At 55.3% G+C, this 12,991-nt stretch carries 28 protein-coding genes; 27 read left to right on the plus strand and 1 reads right to left on the minus strand.

What is annotated here, in order from left to right; all coding sequences use genetic code 11:
* Positions 1-15: 15 nt before the first annotated feature.
* The 27 genes from rpsS to rplQ all read left to right on the plus strand — a co-directional run bounded on the left by rpsS (position 16) and on the right by rplQ (position 12,633).
* A complete protein-coding gene (rpsS, locus tag DWV16_RS04525) occupies positions 16-291 on the plus strand; it encodes a 30S ribosomal protein S19 (protein WP_066455366.1) in 276 nt (91 codons plus the stop codon).
* 26 nt (positions 292-317) lie between these two features.
* A complete protein-coding gene (gene rplV / locus DWV16_RS04530) occupies positions 318-653 on the plus strand; it encodes a 50S ribosomal protein L22 (protein WP_066455364.1) in 336 nt (111 codons plus the stop codon).
* Positions 654-673: 20 nt separating this feature from the next.
* A complete protein-coding gene (rpsC, locus tag DWV16_RS04535; protein WP_066455362.1) occupies positions 674-1,363 on the plus strand; it encodes a 30S ribosomal protein S3 in 690 nt (229 codons plus the stop codon).
* A complete protein-coding gene (gene rplP / locus DWV16_RS04540; RefSeq protein WP_066455360.1) occupies positions 1,363-1,794 on the plus strand; it encodes a 50S ribosomal protein L16 in 432 nt (143 codons plus the stop codon). The genes rpsC and rplP overlap by 1 nt, the downstream gene beginning before the upstream one ends.
* Entirely contained in the window at positions 1,794-1,994 is a 201-nt protein-coding gene (gene rpmC / locus DWV16_RS04545; RefSeq protein WP_066455358.1) for a 50S ribosomal protein L29, read from the plus strand. Before rplP ends, rpmC begins: the two co-directional genes overlap by 1 nt.
* Positions 1,995-2,016: 22 nt before the next feature.
* Positions 2,017-2,274 (plus strand): 30S ribosomal protein S17, encoded by a 258-nt coding sequence (rpsQ, locus tag DWV16_RS04550; protein ID WP_066455355.1) that lies wholly within the window; start codon positions 2,017-2,019, stop codon positions 2,272-2,274.
* Between the two features lie 45 nt (positions 2,275-2,319).
* A complete protein-coding gene (rplN, locus tag DWV16_RS04555; protein ID WP_066455353.1) occupies positions 2,320-2,688 on the plus strand; it encodes a 50S ribosomal protein L14 in 369 nt (122 codons plus the stop codon).
* Positions 2,689-2,703: 15 nt separating this feature from the next.
* The gene (rplX, locus tag DWV16_RS04560) at positions 2,704-3,027 is read left to right on the plus strand and encodes a 50S ribosomal protein L24 (protein WP_066455350.1); all 324 of its coding nucleotides are present in this window, start codon (positions 2,704-2,706) and stop codon (positions 3,025-3,027) included.
* A gap of 16 nt (positions 3,028-3,043) precedes the next feature.
* Positions 3,044-3,583 carry a 50S ribosomal protein L5 gene (rplE, locus tag DWV16_RS04565; protein WP_066455348.1) on the plus strand — a complete coding sequence of 180 codons (540 nt, stop codon included), beginning with the start codon at positions 3,044-3,046 and terminating at the stop codon, positions 3,581-3,583.
* 15 nt (positions 3,584-3,598) lie between these two features.
* Positions 3,599-3,784 carry a type Z 30S ribosomal protein S14 gene (locus DWV16_RS04570; protein ID WP_079988112.1) on the plus strand — a complete coding sequence of 62 codons (186 nt, stop codon included), beginning with the start codon at positions 3,599-3,601 and terminating at the stop codon, positions 3,782-3,784.
* 30 nt (positions 3,785-3,814) lie between these two features.
* On the plus strand, positions 3,815-4,213 hold the full coding sequence (gene rpsH / locus DWV16_RS04575) for a 30S ribosomal protein S8 (RefSeq protein ID WP_066455347.1): 399 nt from the start codon (positions 3,815-3,817) through the stop codon (positions 4,211-4,213).
* A 15-nt stretch (positions 4,214-4,228) separates the two neighbouring features.
* Entirely contained in the window at positions 4,229-4,774 is a 546-nt protein-coding gene (gene rplF, locus DWV16_RS04580) for a 50S ribosomal protein L6 (protein ID WP_066455346.1), read from the plus strand.
* 14 nt (positions 4,775-4,788) lie between these two features.
* Entirely contained in the window at positions 4,789-5,148 is a 360-nt protein-coding gene (gene rplR / locus DWV16_RS04585) for a 50S ribosomal protein L18 (RefSeq protein ID WP_066455345.1), read from the plus strand.
* Between the two features lie 16 nt (positions 5,149-5,164).
* Positions 5,165-5,665, plus strand: a complete 501-nt coding sequence (gene rpsE / locus DWV16_RS04590) for a 30S ribosomal protein S5 (RefSeq protein ID WP_066455344.1) — start codon at positions 5,165-5,167, stop codon at positions 5,663-5,665.
* A 13-nt stretch (positions 5,666-5,678) separates the two neighbouring features.
* Positions 5,679-5,858, plus strand: coding sequence for a 50S ribosomal protein L30 (rpmD, locus tag DWV16_RS04595; protein WP_066455342.1), 180 nt, complete (start codon positions 5,679-5,681; stop codon positions 5,856-5,858).
* Between the two features lie 20 nt (positions 5,859-5,878).
* On the plus strand, positions 5,879-6,319 hold the full coding sequence (rplO, locus tag DWV16_RS04600) for a 50S ribosomal protein L15 (RefSeq protein WP_066455340.1): 441 nt from the start codon (positions 5,879-5,881) through the stop codon (positions 6,317-6,319).
* Between the two features lies 1 nt (position 6,320).
* Positions 6,321-7,616 carry a preprotein translocase subunit SecY gene (secY, locus tag DWV16_RS04605; protein WP_066455338.1) on the plus strand — a complete coding sequence of 432 codons (1,296 nt, stop codon included), beginning with the start codon at positions 6,321-6,323 and terminating at the stop codon, positions 7,614-7,616.
* A 14-nt stretch (positions 7,617-7,630) separates the two neighbouring features.
* Positions 7,631-8,263: an adenylate kinase gene (locus DWV16_RS04610; protein ID WP_066455336.1), complete on the plus strand. Its 633-nt coding sequence runs from the start codon at positions 7,631-7,633 to the stop codon at positions 8,261-8,263.
* Positions 8,264-8,267: 4 nt separating this feature from the next.
* Positions 8,268-9,014, plus strand: coding sequence for a type I methionyl aminopeptidase (gene map, locus DWV16_RS04615; RefSeq protein ID WP_066455334.1), 747 nt, complete (start codon positions 8,268-8,270; stop codon positions 9,012-9,014).
* A gap of 12 nt (positions 9,015-9,026) precedes the next feature.
* The gene (locus DWV16_RS04620) at positions 9,027-9,290 is read left to right on the plus strand and encodes a KOW domain-containing RNA-binding protein (RefSeq protein ID WP_066455333.1); all 264 of its coding nucleotides are present in this window, start codon (positions 9,027-9,029) and stop codon (positions 9,288-9,290) included.
* On the plus strand, positions 9,283-9,501 hold the full coding sequence (gene infA, locus DWV16_RS04625; protein ID WP_066455331.1) for a translation initiation factor IF-1: 219 nt from the start codon (positions 9,283-9,285) through the stop codon (positions 9,499-9,501). Before DWV16_RS04620 ends, infA begins: the two co-directional genes overlap by 8 nt.
* 42 nt (positions 9,502-9,543) lie before the next feature.
* Positions 9,544-9,657 (plus strand): 50S ribosomal protein L36, encoded by a 114-nt coding sequence (gene rpmJ, locus DWV16_RS04630; protein WP_066455330.1) that lies wholly within the window; start codon positions 9,544-9,546, stop codon positions 9,655-9,657.
* A gap of 33 nt (positions 9,658-9,690) precedes the next feature.
* Positions 9,691-10,059, plus strand: coding sequence for a 30S ribosomal protein S13 (rpsM, locus tag DWV16_RS04635; RefSeq protein WP_066455329.1), 369 nt, complete (start codon positions 9,691-9,693; stop codon positions 10,057-10,059).
* A 19-nt stretch (positions 10,060-10,078) separates the two neighbouring features.
* Positions 10,079-10,477, plus strand: a complete 399-nt coding sequence (gene rpsK, locus DWV16_RS04640; protein WP_066455328.1) for a 30S ribosomal protein S11 — start codon at positions 10,079-10,081, stop codon at positions 10,475-10,477.
* Positions 10,478-10,557: 80 nt separating this feature from the next.
* A complete protein-coding gene (rpsD, locus tag DWV16_RS04645; protein ID WP_066455325.1) occupies positions 10,558-11,178 on the plus strand; it encodes a 30S ribosomal protein S4 in 621 nt (206 codons plus the stop codon).
* Positions 11,179-11,286: 108 nt separating this feature from the next.
* Positions 11,287-12,243, plus strand: a complete 957-nt coding sequence (locus DWV16_RS04650) for a DNA-directed RNA polymerase subunit alpha (RefSeq protein WP_066455320.1) — start codon at positions 11,287-11,289, stop codon at positions 12,241-12,243.
* 48 nt (positions 12,244-12,291) lie between these two features.
* A complete protein-coding gene (gene rplQ / locus DWV16_RS04655) occupies positions 12,292-12,633 on the plus strand; it encodes a 50S ribosomal protein L17 (protein ID WP_066455313.1) in 342 nt (113 codons plus the stop codon).
* A gap of 69 nt (positions 12,634-12,702) precedes the next feature.
* Here the strand turns inward: rplQ and DWV16_RS19405 are convergent.
* The coding region (locus DWV16_RS19405; protein WP_207661948.1) for a hypothetical protein at positions 12,703-12,991 on the minus strand (289 nt) is incomplete at its 5' end.

Here is a 12,991-nt window from a genome sequence, read left to right on the forward strand (position 1 = left end):
AAGGAGGAAATTTTCATGGGTAGAAGCGTGAAAAAGGGACCTTATGTACAGCCCGTTCTGCTGGCTAGGGTTCAGAAGATGAACGAGAGCGGCGAGAAGAAACAGGTTCTCAAGACCTGGAGCCGCGCATCGACGATATTCCCCGATTTTGTCGGGCACACCTTTGCGGTGCATGACGGCCGCAAACATGTGCCGGTATATGTGACCGAAGATATGGTTGGACATAAGCTCGGCGAGTTTGCGCCCACCAGAACTTATCGCGGCCATGCCGGCGCGAGAAAAACCAAGTAAACGTGGCCGAAAGGAGGAAATCACCAATGGAAGCAAAGGCTTCGTTGAGACATGCCCGAATCGCGCCCCGTAAGGTGCAGATCGTGCTTGATCTTATCAGAAATAAGCCTGCTGATCAGGCTATGGCAATTCTCCGGCACACTCCCAAGGCCGCTTGCGAGCCCCTTGAGAAGCTGCTGAAGTCGGCTGTGGCGAACGCGGAAAACAACTTCAACATGGATAAGAATAATCTCTATGTTTCGGAGTGCTACGTCGTCCCCGGCCCGACCATGAAACGGATTCGTCCCCGCGCCCAGGGCAGAGCGTTCCGGGTGCTGAAAAGAACTTCACACGTATTTATCACCGTCGCAGAACGGGAATAAGCTGAAAGAGGAGGTAAACTATGGGCCAAAAAGTGAATCCGCACGGCCTTCGTGTCGGAGTAATTAAGGATTGGGATTCCCGCTGGTTTGCTAAGGACTCTGCTTTCGGCGATATCCTGGTTGAGGATTATAAGCTGCGCAAGTTCTTAAAGAAAACCCTGTATGACGCAGGTATCCCCAGAATCGAAATTGAACGTGACGCCACCAAGGTGCGCATCCACGTGCACTGCTCCCGCCCGGGTATCGTGATCGGTAAGGGCGGATCGGAGATCGAAAGAATCCGCAAGCTGTGCGATGAAATGATCAACAAAGGCAAGGCCGACGCCGACCGCCGCCAGGTGTTCATCAACGTCGTCGAGGTGAAATCCGCCGACAAGAACGCCCAGCTCGTCGCTGAAAGCATCGCCGCGCAGCTCGAGGGACGCGTTTCTTTCCGCCGCGCGATGAAACAGGCCATCGGCCGCGCCATGAAGTTTGGCGCCAAGGGCATCAAGGTTGAGGTTTCCGGCCGTCTGGGCGGCGCCGAGATCGCGAGAACCGAACATTACCATGAGGGCACCATCCCGCTGCAGACCATCCGCGCCGATATCGACTACGGCTTCGCGGAGGCGAACACCACCTACGGCAGAATCGGCGTCAAGGTTTGGATTTATGCCGGGGAGGTACTCGGGGATGCCAGAGCTCCTCGCAGGGAAGGAGGCAGCAAATAATGCTTCTGCCTAAGAGAGTGAAATACCGCAGAGTACACAGAGGCCGTCTGACCGGCAAAGCGTACCGCGGAAACAAAGTCACCTACGGTGATTTTGGCCTGCAGGCAACCGAGCCGGCGTGGATCACCTCGAATCAGATCGAGGCGGCCCGTATCGCCATGACCCGTTACATCAAACGTGGCGGTCAGGTTTGGATCAAGATTTTCCCGGATAAGCCGATCACTGAAAAGCCGGCTGAGACCCGAATGGGTTCCGGTAAAGGTTCCCCGGAATACTGGGTGGCCGTTGTGAAACCGGGCCGCGTGATGTTTGAAATCGGCGGCGTGTCCGAGGAACTCGCCCGCGAGGCGATGCGTCTCGCAGCGCACAAACTGCCGATCAAGTGCAAGTTTGTCGCAAAAGAAACTGAAGAAAAGGGGAGTGAAGAGTGATGAAGGCCACTGAGCTTAGGAATATGTCCGCCAAGGAACTGGGCGAAAAGCTTCAGGACCTCAAGGCAGAACTTTTCAACCTTCGCTTCCAGCATGCGATCAACCAGCTCGACAACCCCCTCAGGCTCAAGGACGTCAAACGCGACATCGCGCGCGTCAAGACCCTGATCCGGGAAAACGAGCTCAAGAGCGCGCAGTAAGCGGAAGGGAGGACGAAGGTAAATGAGCGAAAGAAATCTCAGAAAAACCCGCGTTGGAACGGTTGTGAGCGACAAGATGGACAAAACTGTTGTCGTCGCCATTCAGGACAACGTCAAACACCCCCTTTACAAAAAGATCATCAAGCGCACGGTAAAGTTCAAGGCGCATGACGAGAACAACGCGTGCGGCATCGGAGATAAAGTTGAGATCATGGAAACCCGCCCCCTGTCCAAAGACAAACGGTGGAGAGTTACCGAGATCATCACGAAGGCGAAATAATTTGATCAGGGCCTTTTGGGGCCCATTCGAAAGGAGGAACGCTCTGTGATTCAGATGCAGACCTATCTGAAGGTTGCCGACAACACCGGTGCGAAGGAACTCATGTGCATCCGTGTGCTTGGCGGCTCCCGCAGAAGATATGCGAACATCGGCGACGTGATCGTGGCTTCTGTCAAGAAAGCTGCGCCCGGCGGCCAGGTGAAAAAGGGCGACGTAGTAAAAGCAGTTGTCGTTCGTTCCGCAAAAGGTATAGCCCGTGAAGACGGAACCTATATCCGCTTTGATGAGAACGCGGCGGTCATCATAAAGGAAGACAAAAACCCGAGAGGTACGCGTATCTTTGGACCAGTGGCCAGGGAACTGCGCGAGAAAGATTACCTCAAGATATTAAGCCTCGCTCCTGAGGTGCTGTAATGGAGGTGCTCAAAAGTGAATAAACTTCACGTCAAAACGGGCGATACAGTCATCGTTCTGTCCGGCAAGGACAAGGGCAAAAAGGGCAAGGTTCTTGAGGTTTCCCCGAAGGAGCAGAAAGTGATCGTGGAAGGTGTCAACATGATGACCAAACACGTCAAACCCCGTAAAATGGGTGACGCGGGCGGCATTGTGAAGGCCGAAGGCGCCATGTACGCCTCCAAGGTGATGCTCGTCTGCCCCAAATGCGGCAAACCCACCAGACTTGCCCACAAGATCCTGAACGACGGCTCGAAAGAACGTCTTTGCAAAAATCCCAAGTGCGGTGAAACTTTTTAAGTAAGGAGGAGAAATCATGGCAAGAATGAAAGACCAGTACAGAAGCGAAATGGCTCCTGCGCTGATGAAAAAATTCGGATACAGCTCTGTCATGCAGATCCCCAAGCTTGATAAGGTTGTCATCAACGTTGGCTGCGGCGAAGCGCGCGACAATCCGAAGATTATCGACGCGATCGTCGGGGACCTTATGAAGATCACCGGCCAGAAACCGATCATCTGCAAGGCCCGCAAATCCGTGGCGAACTTCAAGCTTCGTGAAGGCATGAACATCGGCGCGAAGGTGACGCTGCGCGGCGACAGAATGTACGAATTCGTAGACCGGCTCTTCAATGTCGCGCTCCCGCGTGTCCGCGACTTCCGCGGCATCAACCCGAACGGCTTCGACGGCCGCGGCAACTACAACATGGGCCTGCGCGAGCAGCTGATCTTCCCGGAGATCGAATACGATAAAATCGACAAGGTCAGAGGCATGGACATCTGCTTTGTCACCACTGCAAAAACCGACGAAGAGTCCCGCGAGCTTTTGACGCTCATGGGCGCTCCATTTGCGAAGTAAGGAGGAATCGTAACTGTGGCGAAAACATCTATGAAAGTAAAGCAGTCTCGTCCCGCAAAGTTCTCCACGAGAGCTTACACGCGGTGCAAGATCTGCGGCCGGCCGCATGCTTATCTTCGCAAATTCGGTATCTGCCGTATTTGCTTCAGAGAACTGGCATATAAAGGACAGATTCCCGGAGTGCGGAAAGCAAGCTGGTAAAACAAAGCTGAGCTAAAGGAGGTTGACGGCATGCATATCACCGATACCATCGCTGACATGCTGACACGTATCAGAAATGCAAACAATGCAAAACATGATACTGTTGATATTCCTGCTTCCAACATGAAGAAAGCAATCGCTCAGATTTTGTTGGATGAAGGATATATAAAAGCTTTCACCGTCGTCGCGGACGACAAACAGGGCGTCATCAAGGTCACCCTGAAATACGGGCAGGGCAAGACCCCGGTCATCCAGGGACTTCGCAGGGTTTCGAAACCCGGCCTGCGCATTTACACCAGTTGTGAGGATATGCCCCGCGTGATGAAAGGCCTTGGCACCGCCATCCTTTCCACCAACAAGGGCGTTATGACCGACAAACAGGCTCGCAAAGAGAATGTCGGCGGCGAAGTCCTCGCATTCATTTGGTAAGGGGGGTACAGCGAAATGAGCAGAATTGGTAGAAAGCCCATCGCTGTGCCGGCGGGCGTCGACGTCAAAATCGACGGCCATACTGTCACGGTCAAGGGCCCGAAAGGCACCCTCACCCAGACGTTTCGTCCGGAGATCGGCATTGCCATGGAAGGCAACGAGATCGTCGTGACCCGCCCGAGCGATGAAAAAACCGAAAAGAGCCTGCATGGACTCACCCGTACGCTGATCGCCAACATGGTGCACGGCGTCACCGAGGAGTTCAAAAAGGAGCTTGAAATCAACGGCGTCGGATACCGCGCCGCAAAGCAGGGAAAACAGCTCGTCATGACACTCGGCTATTCCCATCAGGTCTTCATGGAGGACAATGCCGATATCACCATCGACGTGCCTGCGCCGAACAAAATTGTGATCCACGGCCCAGATAAGCAGAAGGTTGGCCAGTTCGCCGCCGAAGTGCGCGAGAAACGCCCGCCGGAGCCGTATAAGGGCAAGGGCATCAAGTATGTTGACGAAGTTATCATCCGCAAGGAAGGTAAAGCAGGCAAGGGCAAGAAGTAAAGGAGTGAACGAACATGATTACGAAACCTGACAAGAACGAAGCCAGACTGAAACGGCATGTCAGAGTCAGGGCCAAGATCAGCGGCACCCCCGAGTGCCCGCGTCTTTGCATCTTCCGCTCCGCGAAACACATCTATGCCCAGATTATTGACGATGTGAACGGCGTAACGCTGTGTGCAGCGTCTTCCATGGACAAAGATTTCGAAGGTTTTGGCGGGAACAAGGAAGCGGCCAAGAAGGTTGGCGAAATCATCGCCAAGAAAGCTGCTGACAAAGGCATTGCCGAGGTCAAATTTGACCGCGGCGGATATATCTATCACGGACGTGTCAAGGAATTGGCACAAGCGGCCCGTGAAGGCGGCCTCAAATTCTAAGTAAGGAGGGATACTTTTGGCTCTTATCGATGCAACGAACCTCGATCTGAAAGAGAGAGTAGTAGCAATCAACCGCGTTTCCAAAACAGTGAAAGGCGGACGCATTTTTAAGTTCGCGGCGCTCGTGGTTGTCGGCGACGGCAACGGCACGGTCGGCTTCGGGCTTGGTAAAGCGGGCGAGGTACCCGACGCAATCCGCAAGGGTATTGAGGACGCAAAGAAGAATCTTCACAAGATCTCGCTGAAGGGAACCACCATTCCCCATGAGGTCATCGGCGTATATGGGGCCGGCCGTGTTCTGATGAAACCGGCTCCGCAGGGAACCGGCGTTATCGCGGGCGGCCCGGTGCGTGCGGTCATGGAGACTGCCGGCATCAAGGACATCCGTACCAAATCCCTGCGCTCCAACAATCCCTGCAACGTGGTCAGCGCCACCATCCAGGGGCTCATTTCCCTTCGTGACGCCGAGCAGGTCGCTGCGACGCGCGGCAAAGGCGTGAAGGATATTATAGGTTAAGGAGGCGGGCGAAATGGCACAGCTTAAAATCAAGCTCGTAAAAAGCCTTGTCGGCAGAAAAGACGATCAGATTGCCACCGCCGAGTCCCTTGGACTGCGCAGGATCGGCAACGAGACCATTCAGCCTGACAACGAGGCCACCAAAGGCAAAATCGCAAAAATTTCCCACCTCGTTGAGGTTACCGAAAGCTAAGCTAAGGAGGTGCAGGTAAAATGAAATTGCATGAACTTTCTCCGGCCCCGGGCGCCAGCCGCGACGCTTATCGCAAAGGCAGAGGCGCCGGTTCCGGTAACGGAAAGACTGCAGGCAAAGGCCATAAAGGTCAGAAGGCCCGTTCGGGCGGCGGCGTACGCCCCGGTTTTGAAGGAGGCCAGATGCCTCTCCAGAGACGTGTCCCGAAAAGAGGCTTCATCAATATTTTCGCGACCAAGTATGCGACGGTCAACGTTTCCGACCTTGAGAAATTCGAGGACGGCGCCGTTGTCGACGCGCAGGCGCTGGTGGATGCCGGTCTGCTGAAAAAGACCCTTGACGGCGTCAAGGTTCTCGGCAGAGGCGAGCTCACCAAAAAACTCACCGTCAATTGCGCGGCATTCTCAGCATCCGCCAAAGAGAAGATCGAGAAGGCAGGCGGAAAGGCTGAGGTGAAATAATATGTTTGCGACGTTAAAAAACGCATGGCATATCGCCGAACTGAGGCAGAAGATCTGTTTTACCCTGATGATCATCGTCCTCTTCCGTCTGGGCGCGGGCGTTCCGGTTCCGTTTTTGGACCCGGCGGCCTTGCAGAATATGGTCTCCGGCGCGGGAAACCTGCTCGGTTACCTTGATATTCTTTCGGGCGGTGCGTTTGCCAACGCAACCATCTTTGCGTTGTCCATCACGCCGTATATCACCTCTTCCATCGTCATCCAGCTGCTGACAGTTGCGATTCCGGCACTTGAACGGATGGCAAAAGAGGGTGAGGACGGACGCAAAAAGATCCAGAAGATCACCCGTTACACCACCATCGGCCTTGCGTTGCTGCAGGCGTTCGCTTACTACACCATGCTGAAGAACCAGCAGGGCGCTGTGAAATACACCACCGGTTGGGAAGGCATCTTTGTGGCCTTTGTCATCGTGGCGACCTTCACCGCCGGCGCAATGCTCATCGTTTACCTCGGTGAGCGCATCGATGAGCGCGGCATCGGCAACGGCATCTCGCTCATCCTGTTCGCGGGCATCGTTTCCCGCGGACCGGCTGCGGTGCGCAGCTTCTGGGGCTATCTGAAGCTCAACGAATTTGCTTTCACGGCAATTGTCCTGGAGCTGGTTATGATCGCGGTGTTTATCCTTTTGATCGCGGCGATCATCGTCATGACCAACGCGGAGCGCCGCATCCCCGTCCAGTACGCCAAAAAGGTGGTTGGACGTAAGATGTATGGCGGCCAGTCGACCTTCATCCCGATCAAGGTCAACATGTCGGGCGTCATGCCGATCATCTTCGCATCCTCCCTGCTTGCAATCCCCGGTACCATCGGCGCATTCGTGCATCCGGCCGCGGACAGCTTCTGGGGGAAATTCCTTTCGGCATTCCATTACAATACGCTGCTGTATGCGGCGCTGTACTTTGTGCTGATCATCGCATTCAACTACTTCTATGTGGCGATCCAGTATAATCCGATTGAAATGAGCAACAACCTCAGGAACAACTCCGGCACCATTCCGGGCATCCGTCCGGGCCGCCCAACCTCCGACTTCATCGCGCGGATCATCTCGAAGATCACGCTGATCGGCGGTATCGTTCTTGCCCTGGTTGCAGTGCTCCCGATCATTATCGGGTCCTTCACCGAGCTGAATGTTTCGCTCGGCGGTACTTCGATCATCATCGTCGTCGGCGTCGCGCTGGATACCTTCCGTCAGCTGGAATCCCAGATGATGATGCGTCACTACAAGGGCTTCTTAGAGTAAGGAGAGGTGCGGTTATGAAACTGATCCTTCTTGGCGCTCCGGGCGCCGGCAAAGGTACACAGGCAGAAATTATCTGCGACAAGTTTGGCATTCCCGCGATCAGCACCGGAAACATCATCCGGGAAGCGCTGAAGAACGGGACCGAGATGGGGCTTCGGGCAAAATCCTATATGGATGCCGGCAGCCTTGTCCCGGATGAGGTGGTCATTGGGATCATCAAAGAGCGCCTCGCGAAGGACGACTGCCAAAACGGGTTTATCCTTGACGGATTCCCGCGCACTGTCCCGCAGGCCGAAGCGCTTGATGAGATGAAGATCGAGATCGACAAGGTCATCGATATTGAGGTCTCGGACGAGGACATCACGGCCCGGCTTTCCGGCCGGCGTGTCTGCGAAAAGTGCGGCGCGAGCTACCACGTGGAGCACAAACCTCCGAAAACCGAAGGGGTGTGCGACCGTGACGGCGGCAGGCTGATCATCCGCAAGGACGATGAGCCCGCGACAATCCGGGATCGCCTGAATGTTTATCACCAGCAGACTGAACCGCTCAAGGACTACTACGCGAAAGCTGGAAAGCTCGCGGTGGTCAAGGGTGCGGGGACCGTGGAGGAAACGACTGCACGGACCCTGAAAGCCCTGGAGGCCTGAGTATATGGTTGTGCTGAAGACCTCTAAGGAGCTTGCCAAAATGCGCAAGGCGGGCTCTATTACGGCACAGGCGCTGCAGGTGGGCGGCGCGGCGGTCAAACCGGGCGTTACGACCGGGGAAATTGACCGCATTATCAAGAGTTTTATTCTTTCCAAGGGAGCCAAACCCTCGTTTTTGGGGTATGGTGGTTTTCCAGGGAGCGCATGCATCTCGGTGAACGACGAGGTGATCCACGGCATCCCGGGCAAACGCGTGATCCAGGAGGGCGACATCGTGAGCATCGACGTGGGGGCCGTCATTGACGGCTACCAGGGGGATACCGCGGGAACCTTTGCCGCAGGGCGGATCAGCGATGAGGCCCAGAGGCTGATGGATGCGACGCGCGAAAGCCTGTTGGCCGCGATGGCGGTCATGCAGGTTGGCGCGCGGCTCGGGGACATCGGGCATGCGGTGCAGTCCTACGTGGAACCGCAGGGTTATGGCGTGGTGCGCGAATATGTGGGCCACGGCATCGGACGTGAAATGCATGAGGAACCGGAAGTCCCGAATTACGGGCGGCCGGGCCACGGCATCCGGCTGGTCGCGGGCATGGTTCTCGCGGTCGAGCCGATGATCACCCAGCATGGTCCGGCGGTGAAAACCCTCAGCGACGGATGGACGGTCGTGACCGTCGATCACGGGCTGGCAGCGCATTTCGAAAATACCATTGCAATTACCGCGGACGGTCCGGTAATCCTGACACAGCCTTAAGGGAGGTGCGGGATGCGGATCGAAGCGGGACAGGTGGTAAAGTCGATTGCGGGGCATGACGCGGATGGGTTTTACCTGGTGCTCGCGGTGGAAAAAGGGTATGTCCTGCTTGCCGACGGCAAGCGGCGGCCGCTTGAGAGACCCAAGCGCAAGAGCGTAAAACACATTCGGAAAACCAACACACGGCTGGATTTATCCGGCATCGAAACGAACAAAAAGCTGCGGGGGGCGCTTCGGGCGCTTACGCAGAAAGAGGGAGGTATTTTGCTTGTCTAAAGAAGATGTCATCGAAATTGAAGGCGTCGTCGTGGAAAGCTTGCCCAACGCGCAGTTTCGCGTTGAGCTGCCCAACGGACATCAGCTTTTGGCTCATATATCAGGGAAACTGCGGATGAACTTCATCCGTATTTTGCCGGGAGATAAGGTCACACTGGAGATGTCTCCATACGACCTGACCAAGGGACGCATCACCTGGCGTTCCAAATAAGCCAGACCAACCAGTCAAGGGAATCAAAGGAGGTAATTTCAGATGAAAGTAAGACCTTCCGTTAAGCCCATTTGCGAGAAGTGCAAGATCATCAAGCGCAAAGGCCGCATCATGGTCATTTGCCAAAACCCCAAGCACAAACAGCGTCAGGGCTAAGTGCAAACCGAATAATGGAGGTGCAACAAAAGTATGGCTCGTATAGCTGGCGTTGACCTGCCGAGAGATAAGCGGATCGAGATCGGTCTGACCTACATCTTCGGCATCGGTCGCAAAACCGCTCAGGAAATCCTCGCGTCCACCGGCGTGAACCCTGACATCCGTGTCAAGGACCTCACCGAGGACGACGTGTCCAAGCTGCGTGAATATATCGATCACAACGTCCATGTGGAAGGCGATCTCCGTCGTGAAGTCGCGCTCAACATCAAACGTCTGACCGAAATCGGCTGCTATCGCGGCATCCGTCACCGCAGAGGCCTGCCGGTACGCGGACAGCGGACCAAGACCAACGCGCGTACCAGAAAAGGTCCGAAGAAAACAATCGCCAACAAGAAGAAGTAATTAGGGAGGGATATAGACGATGGCAAAAGCTGTTGCCAAAAAGGCCACTCGCAGACGCCGTGAACGCAAGAATATCGAGCGCGGCGCCGCTCATATCCAGTCCACGTTTAACAACACGATCGTTACGATCACCGATACCCAGGGCAATGCGCTTTCTTGGGCTTCGGCCGGCGGGCTCGGCTTCCGTGGCTCCAGAAAGAGCACTCCGTTCGCCGCGCAGACCGCTGCCGAGACCGCTGCGAAAGCTGCCATGGAGCACGGGCTCAAAACGGTTGAGGTTTTCGTGAAGGGACCGGGTGCCGGACGTGAGGCCGCAATCCGCGCGCTGCAGGCCGCGGGGCTTGAAGTCAACATGATCAAGGACGTGACCCCCATCCCGCATAACGGATGCCGTCCGCCGAAACGTAGACGCGTATAACAGCCGTCCACTGCACGTATGTGCGTTAGAAGTGCCCATGTCTTACCGTGGGCATGCAAACCAATCAGGAGGTGCAATTAATGGCAAGATATACCGGTGCTGTATGCAGACTCTGCCGCAGAGAGAACAAGAAACTGTTCCTGAAGGGCGAGCGTTGCTACACCGACAAATGTGCCGTCACCCGCAGAGCTTCCGTTCCGGGGCAGCACGGCAAAGCGCGCGCAAGAAAACTTTCCGAGTATGGAATCCAGCTGCGCGCCAAACAGCAGGCCAGACGTTATTACGGCGTGCTCGAAAGCCAGTTCTTGAAGTATTTTGAGATGGCGGAGCGCAAAGCCGGCATGACGGGTGAAAACCTGCTGCGAATCTGCGAGTCGAGACTTGACAACGTGGTTTACCGCCTGGGCTTCGCTTCCTCGAGAAAAGAAGCGCGCCAGCTTGTGCGTCACAACCACTTCACGGTAAACGGCAAGAAAGCCAATATCCCGTCGATCCTGTGCAAAGCGGGCGATGTGATCGCGGTTTCTTCGAAGAGCGACAAGCTCAAAGGCGTGGTCGAAGCGATGGGCGCGCGTCCGGTGCCGAAGTGGCTCGAATGCAACAAGCAGAACATGACCGGCCGGATCGTGGAGCTTCCGAACCGTGAGGATATCGACCTTGACGTTGAGGAGCATCTGATCGTCGAGTTGTACAGCAAATAATCATGCTGCGTAGTGTGAAAACTCCGCTGGCAGCCTGGTTGGCTGTGGGTTTACAGGGAAACGAGAATGAAACGGCGGGACTGGTCCTGCCAGATAGGAGGGTCCAATATGGTTAAGATCATAGAGCCCAAGATAGAAACGGTCGAGCTCAAATCTGACGGTACCTACGGCAAATTTGTGGCGGAACCGCTGGACAGAGGCTTCGGTACGACGCTTGGCAATTCGCTGCGCCGCGTGCTGTTATCCTCTCTTCCTGGTGTTGCTGTCATCTCGGTGAAAATCGATGGCATCCAGCACGAATTCTCGACAATCCCGGGCGTAAAAGAAGACGTAACCGAAATTATCCTCAACATTAAGGGCCTTACCGCAAAGCTGTATTGCGATGAGCCCAAGACGGTACGGATTGATGCACAGGGCGAGTGCGAAGTGACTGCGGGCAGTATTGAGTGTGACTCCGAGGTGGAGATCCTGGATCCGAGCATGCATATTGCAACGCTGGATGCGGGCGCGAAGCTCAACATGGAGATCACCCTCAAAAAAGGGCAGGGCTATGTGTCCGCCGACCGCAACAAACACACCGAGCTCGAGAAAGCTCCGGTTGGCACCATCGCCGTGGACAGCATCTACACCCCCGTGCTCAAGGTCAATTATACCGTTGAGAATACCCGCGTGGAGCAGATAACCGACTATGATAAATTAACGCTTGAAGTCTGGACAGACGGCACGATCTCTGCAAAAGAGGCGGTCAGTCTGGCGGCCAAGATCCTCAATAGACAACTCAATCATTTCGTCGATCTTTCCGATGAAGTGAGTGCCACTGAGATTATGGATAAAAAAGAGGATACCGGCAAGGACAAACTCCTTGAGATGACCATTGAAGAGCTTGACTTATCTGTCCGCGCATTCAACTGTCTGAAGAGAGCCAGCGTCAATACGGTGGCCGACCTCATCAACAAATCTCCGGAAGAGATGATGAAGGTCCGCAACCTGGGCAAAAAGTCGCTGGAAGAGGTTATCTGGAAGTTACAGTCACTGGGATTTGACCTTTCCAAGGACGAAGAATAATCGAGGCGCGGCTGCGCCGAACGAAACACAGGTAAGGAGTGAAATTCGATGCCAGGAACCAGAAAACTCGGCAGAACTTCGAGCCACAGAATGGCAATGCTCAGAGCAATGGTCACTTTCCTGCTGGAAAACGGCAAGATCGAAACCACTGTCACGAGAGCGAAAGAAGTCCGTGCAATGGCCGAGAAGATGATTACGACGGCGAAAACGAACGACCTGCACTCCAAGCGTCAGGTGCTCTCTTTCATCACGAAAGAGGATGTTGCGAAGAAACTCTTTGACGAGATTGCCCCGAAATATAAGGAAACCAACGGCGGCTACACCAGAATCGTCAAGATCGGACCTCGCCGCGGCGACGCTGCAGAGATGGCAATCATTGAGCTTGTCTGATAATCAGATAAAAATAGAAAGGGCTCGCGTGAAAACGCGGGCCCTTTTTGCGCCCTTTGCGCGCCCGATTCAGCGCGTTTTGCCGCGCACGGGAATCAAGCGGCATTGCCGCTTGAGAATCACTGGCGCGTTCCGCCGCGCCCCACGGGCATACTTTCTCGCTTGTGCGAGAAAGTAGCCAAAGAGCACCCCAAAGTGGCTAGCCGCCCCTTTGGAAACCCCGCGGACGCCTTGCCAAAACTTGCGCCGCAAGCGCTCCCAACACACGGTCAGCTCAGGGCTGAAGCCGGCGTTTTGCGCTCCCCGCGCAGGAAAGGTCAGGCGCAGAGCTGAAACCGGCGTTTTGCGCTCCCCGCGC

The sequence above is a fragment of the Anaerotruncus sp. AF02-27 genome (assembly GCF_003465835.1).
Taxonomy (GTDB): Bacteria; Bacillota; Clostridia; order Oscillospirales; family Ruminococcaceae; genus Anaerotruncus; species Anaerotruncus rubiinfantis.

Excerpts from the sequence above, each read along its gene's own strand:
- rpsS (WP_066455366.1), top strand. The coding sequence starts at position 16 with ATGGGTAGAAGCGTGAAAAAGGGACCTTATGTACAGCCCGTTCTGCTG.
- rplV (WP_066455364.1), top strand. The coding sequence starts at position 318 with ATGGAAGCAAAGGCTTCGTTGAGACATGCCCGAATCGCGCCCCGTAAG.
- rpsC (WP_066455362.1), top strand. The coding sequence starts at position 674 with ATGGGCCAAAAAGTGAATCCGCACGGCCTTCGTGTCGGAGTAATTAAG.
- rplP (WP_066455360.1), top strand. The coding sequence starts at position 1,363 with ATGCTTCTGCCTAAGAGAGTGAAATACCGCAGAGTACACAGAGGCCGT.
- rpmC (WP_066455358.1), top strand. The coding sequence starts at position 1,794 with ATGAAGGCCACTGAGCTTAGGAATATGTCCGCCAAGGAACTGGGCGAA.
- rpsQ (WP_066455355.1), top strand. The coding sequence starts at position 2,017 with ATGAGCGAAAGAAATCTCAGAAAAACCCGCGTTGGAACGGTTGTGAGC.
- rplE (WP_066455348.1), top strand. The coding sequence starts at position 3,044 with ATGGCAAGAATGAAAGACCAGTACAGAAGCGAAATGGCTCCTGCGCTG.
- rpsH (WP_066455347.1), top strand. The coding sequence starts at position 3,815 with ATGCATATCACCGATACCATCGCTGACATGCTGACACGTATCAGAAAT.
- rplF (WP_066455346.1), top strand. The coding sequence starts at position 4,229 with ATGAGCAGAATTGGTAGAAAGCCCATCGCTGTGCCGGCGGGCGTCGAC.
- rplR (WP_066455345.1), top strand. The coding sequence starts at position 4,789 with ATGATTACGAAACCTGACAAGAACGAAGCCAGACTGAAACGGCATGTC.
- rpmD (WP_066455342.1), top strand. The coding sequence starts at position 5,679 with ATGGCACAGCTTAAAATCAAGCTCGTAAAAAGCCTTGTCGGCAGAAAA.
- rplO (WP_066455340.1), top strand. The coding sequence starts at position 5,879 with ATGAAATTGCATGAACTTTCTCCGGCCCCGGGCGCCAGCCGCGACGCT.
- secY (WP_066455338.1), top strand. The coding sequence starts at position 6,321 with ATGTTTGCGACGTTAAAAAACGCATGGCATATCGCCGAACTGAGGCAG.
- DWV16_RS04610 (WP_066455336.1), top strand. The coding sequence starts at position 7,631 with ATGAAACTGATCCTTCTTGGCGCTCCGGGCGCCGGCAAAGGTACACAG.
- map (WP_066455334.1), top strand. The coding sequence starts at position 8,268 with ATGGTTGTGCTGAAGACCTCTAAGGAGCTTGCCAAAATGCGCAAGGCG.
- DWV16_RS04620 (WP_066455333.1), top strand. The coding sequence starts at position 9,027 with ATGCGGATCGAAGCGGGACAGGTGGTAAAGTCGATTGCGGGGCATGAC.
- rpmJ (WP_066455330.1), top strand. The coding sequence starts at position 9,544 with ATGAAAGTAAGACCTTCCGTTAAGCCCATTTGCGAGAAGTGCAAGATC.
- rpsM (WP_066455329.1), top strand. The coding sequence starts at position 9,691 with ATGGCTCGTATAGCTGGCGTTGACCTGCCGAGAGATAAGCGGATCGAG.
- rpsK (WP_066455328.1), top strand. The coding sequence starts at position 10,079 with ATGGCAAAAGCTGTTGCCAAAAAGGCCACTCGCAGACGCCGTGAACGC.
- rpsD (WP_066455325.1), top strand. The coding sequence starts at position 10,558 with ATGGCAAGATATACCGGTGCTGTATGCAGACTCTGCCGCAGAGAGAAC.
- DWV16_RS04650 (WP_066455320.1), top strand. The coding sequence starts at position 11,287 with ATGGTTAAGATCATAGAGCCCAAGATAGAAACGGTCGAGCTCAAATCT.
- rplQ (WP_066455313.1), top strand. The coding sequence starts at position 12,292 with ATGCCAGGAACCAGAAAACTCGGCAGAACTTCGAGCCACAGAATGGCA.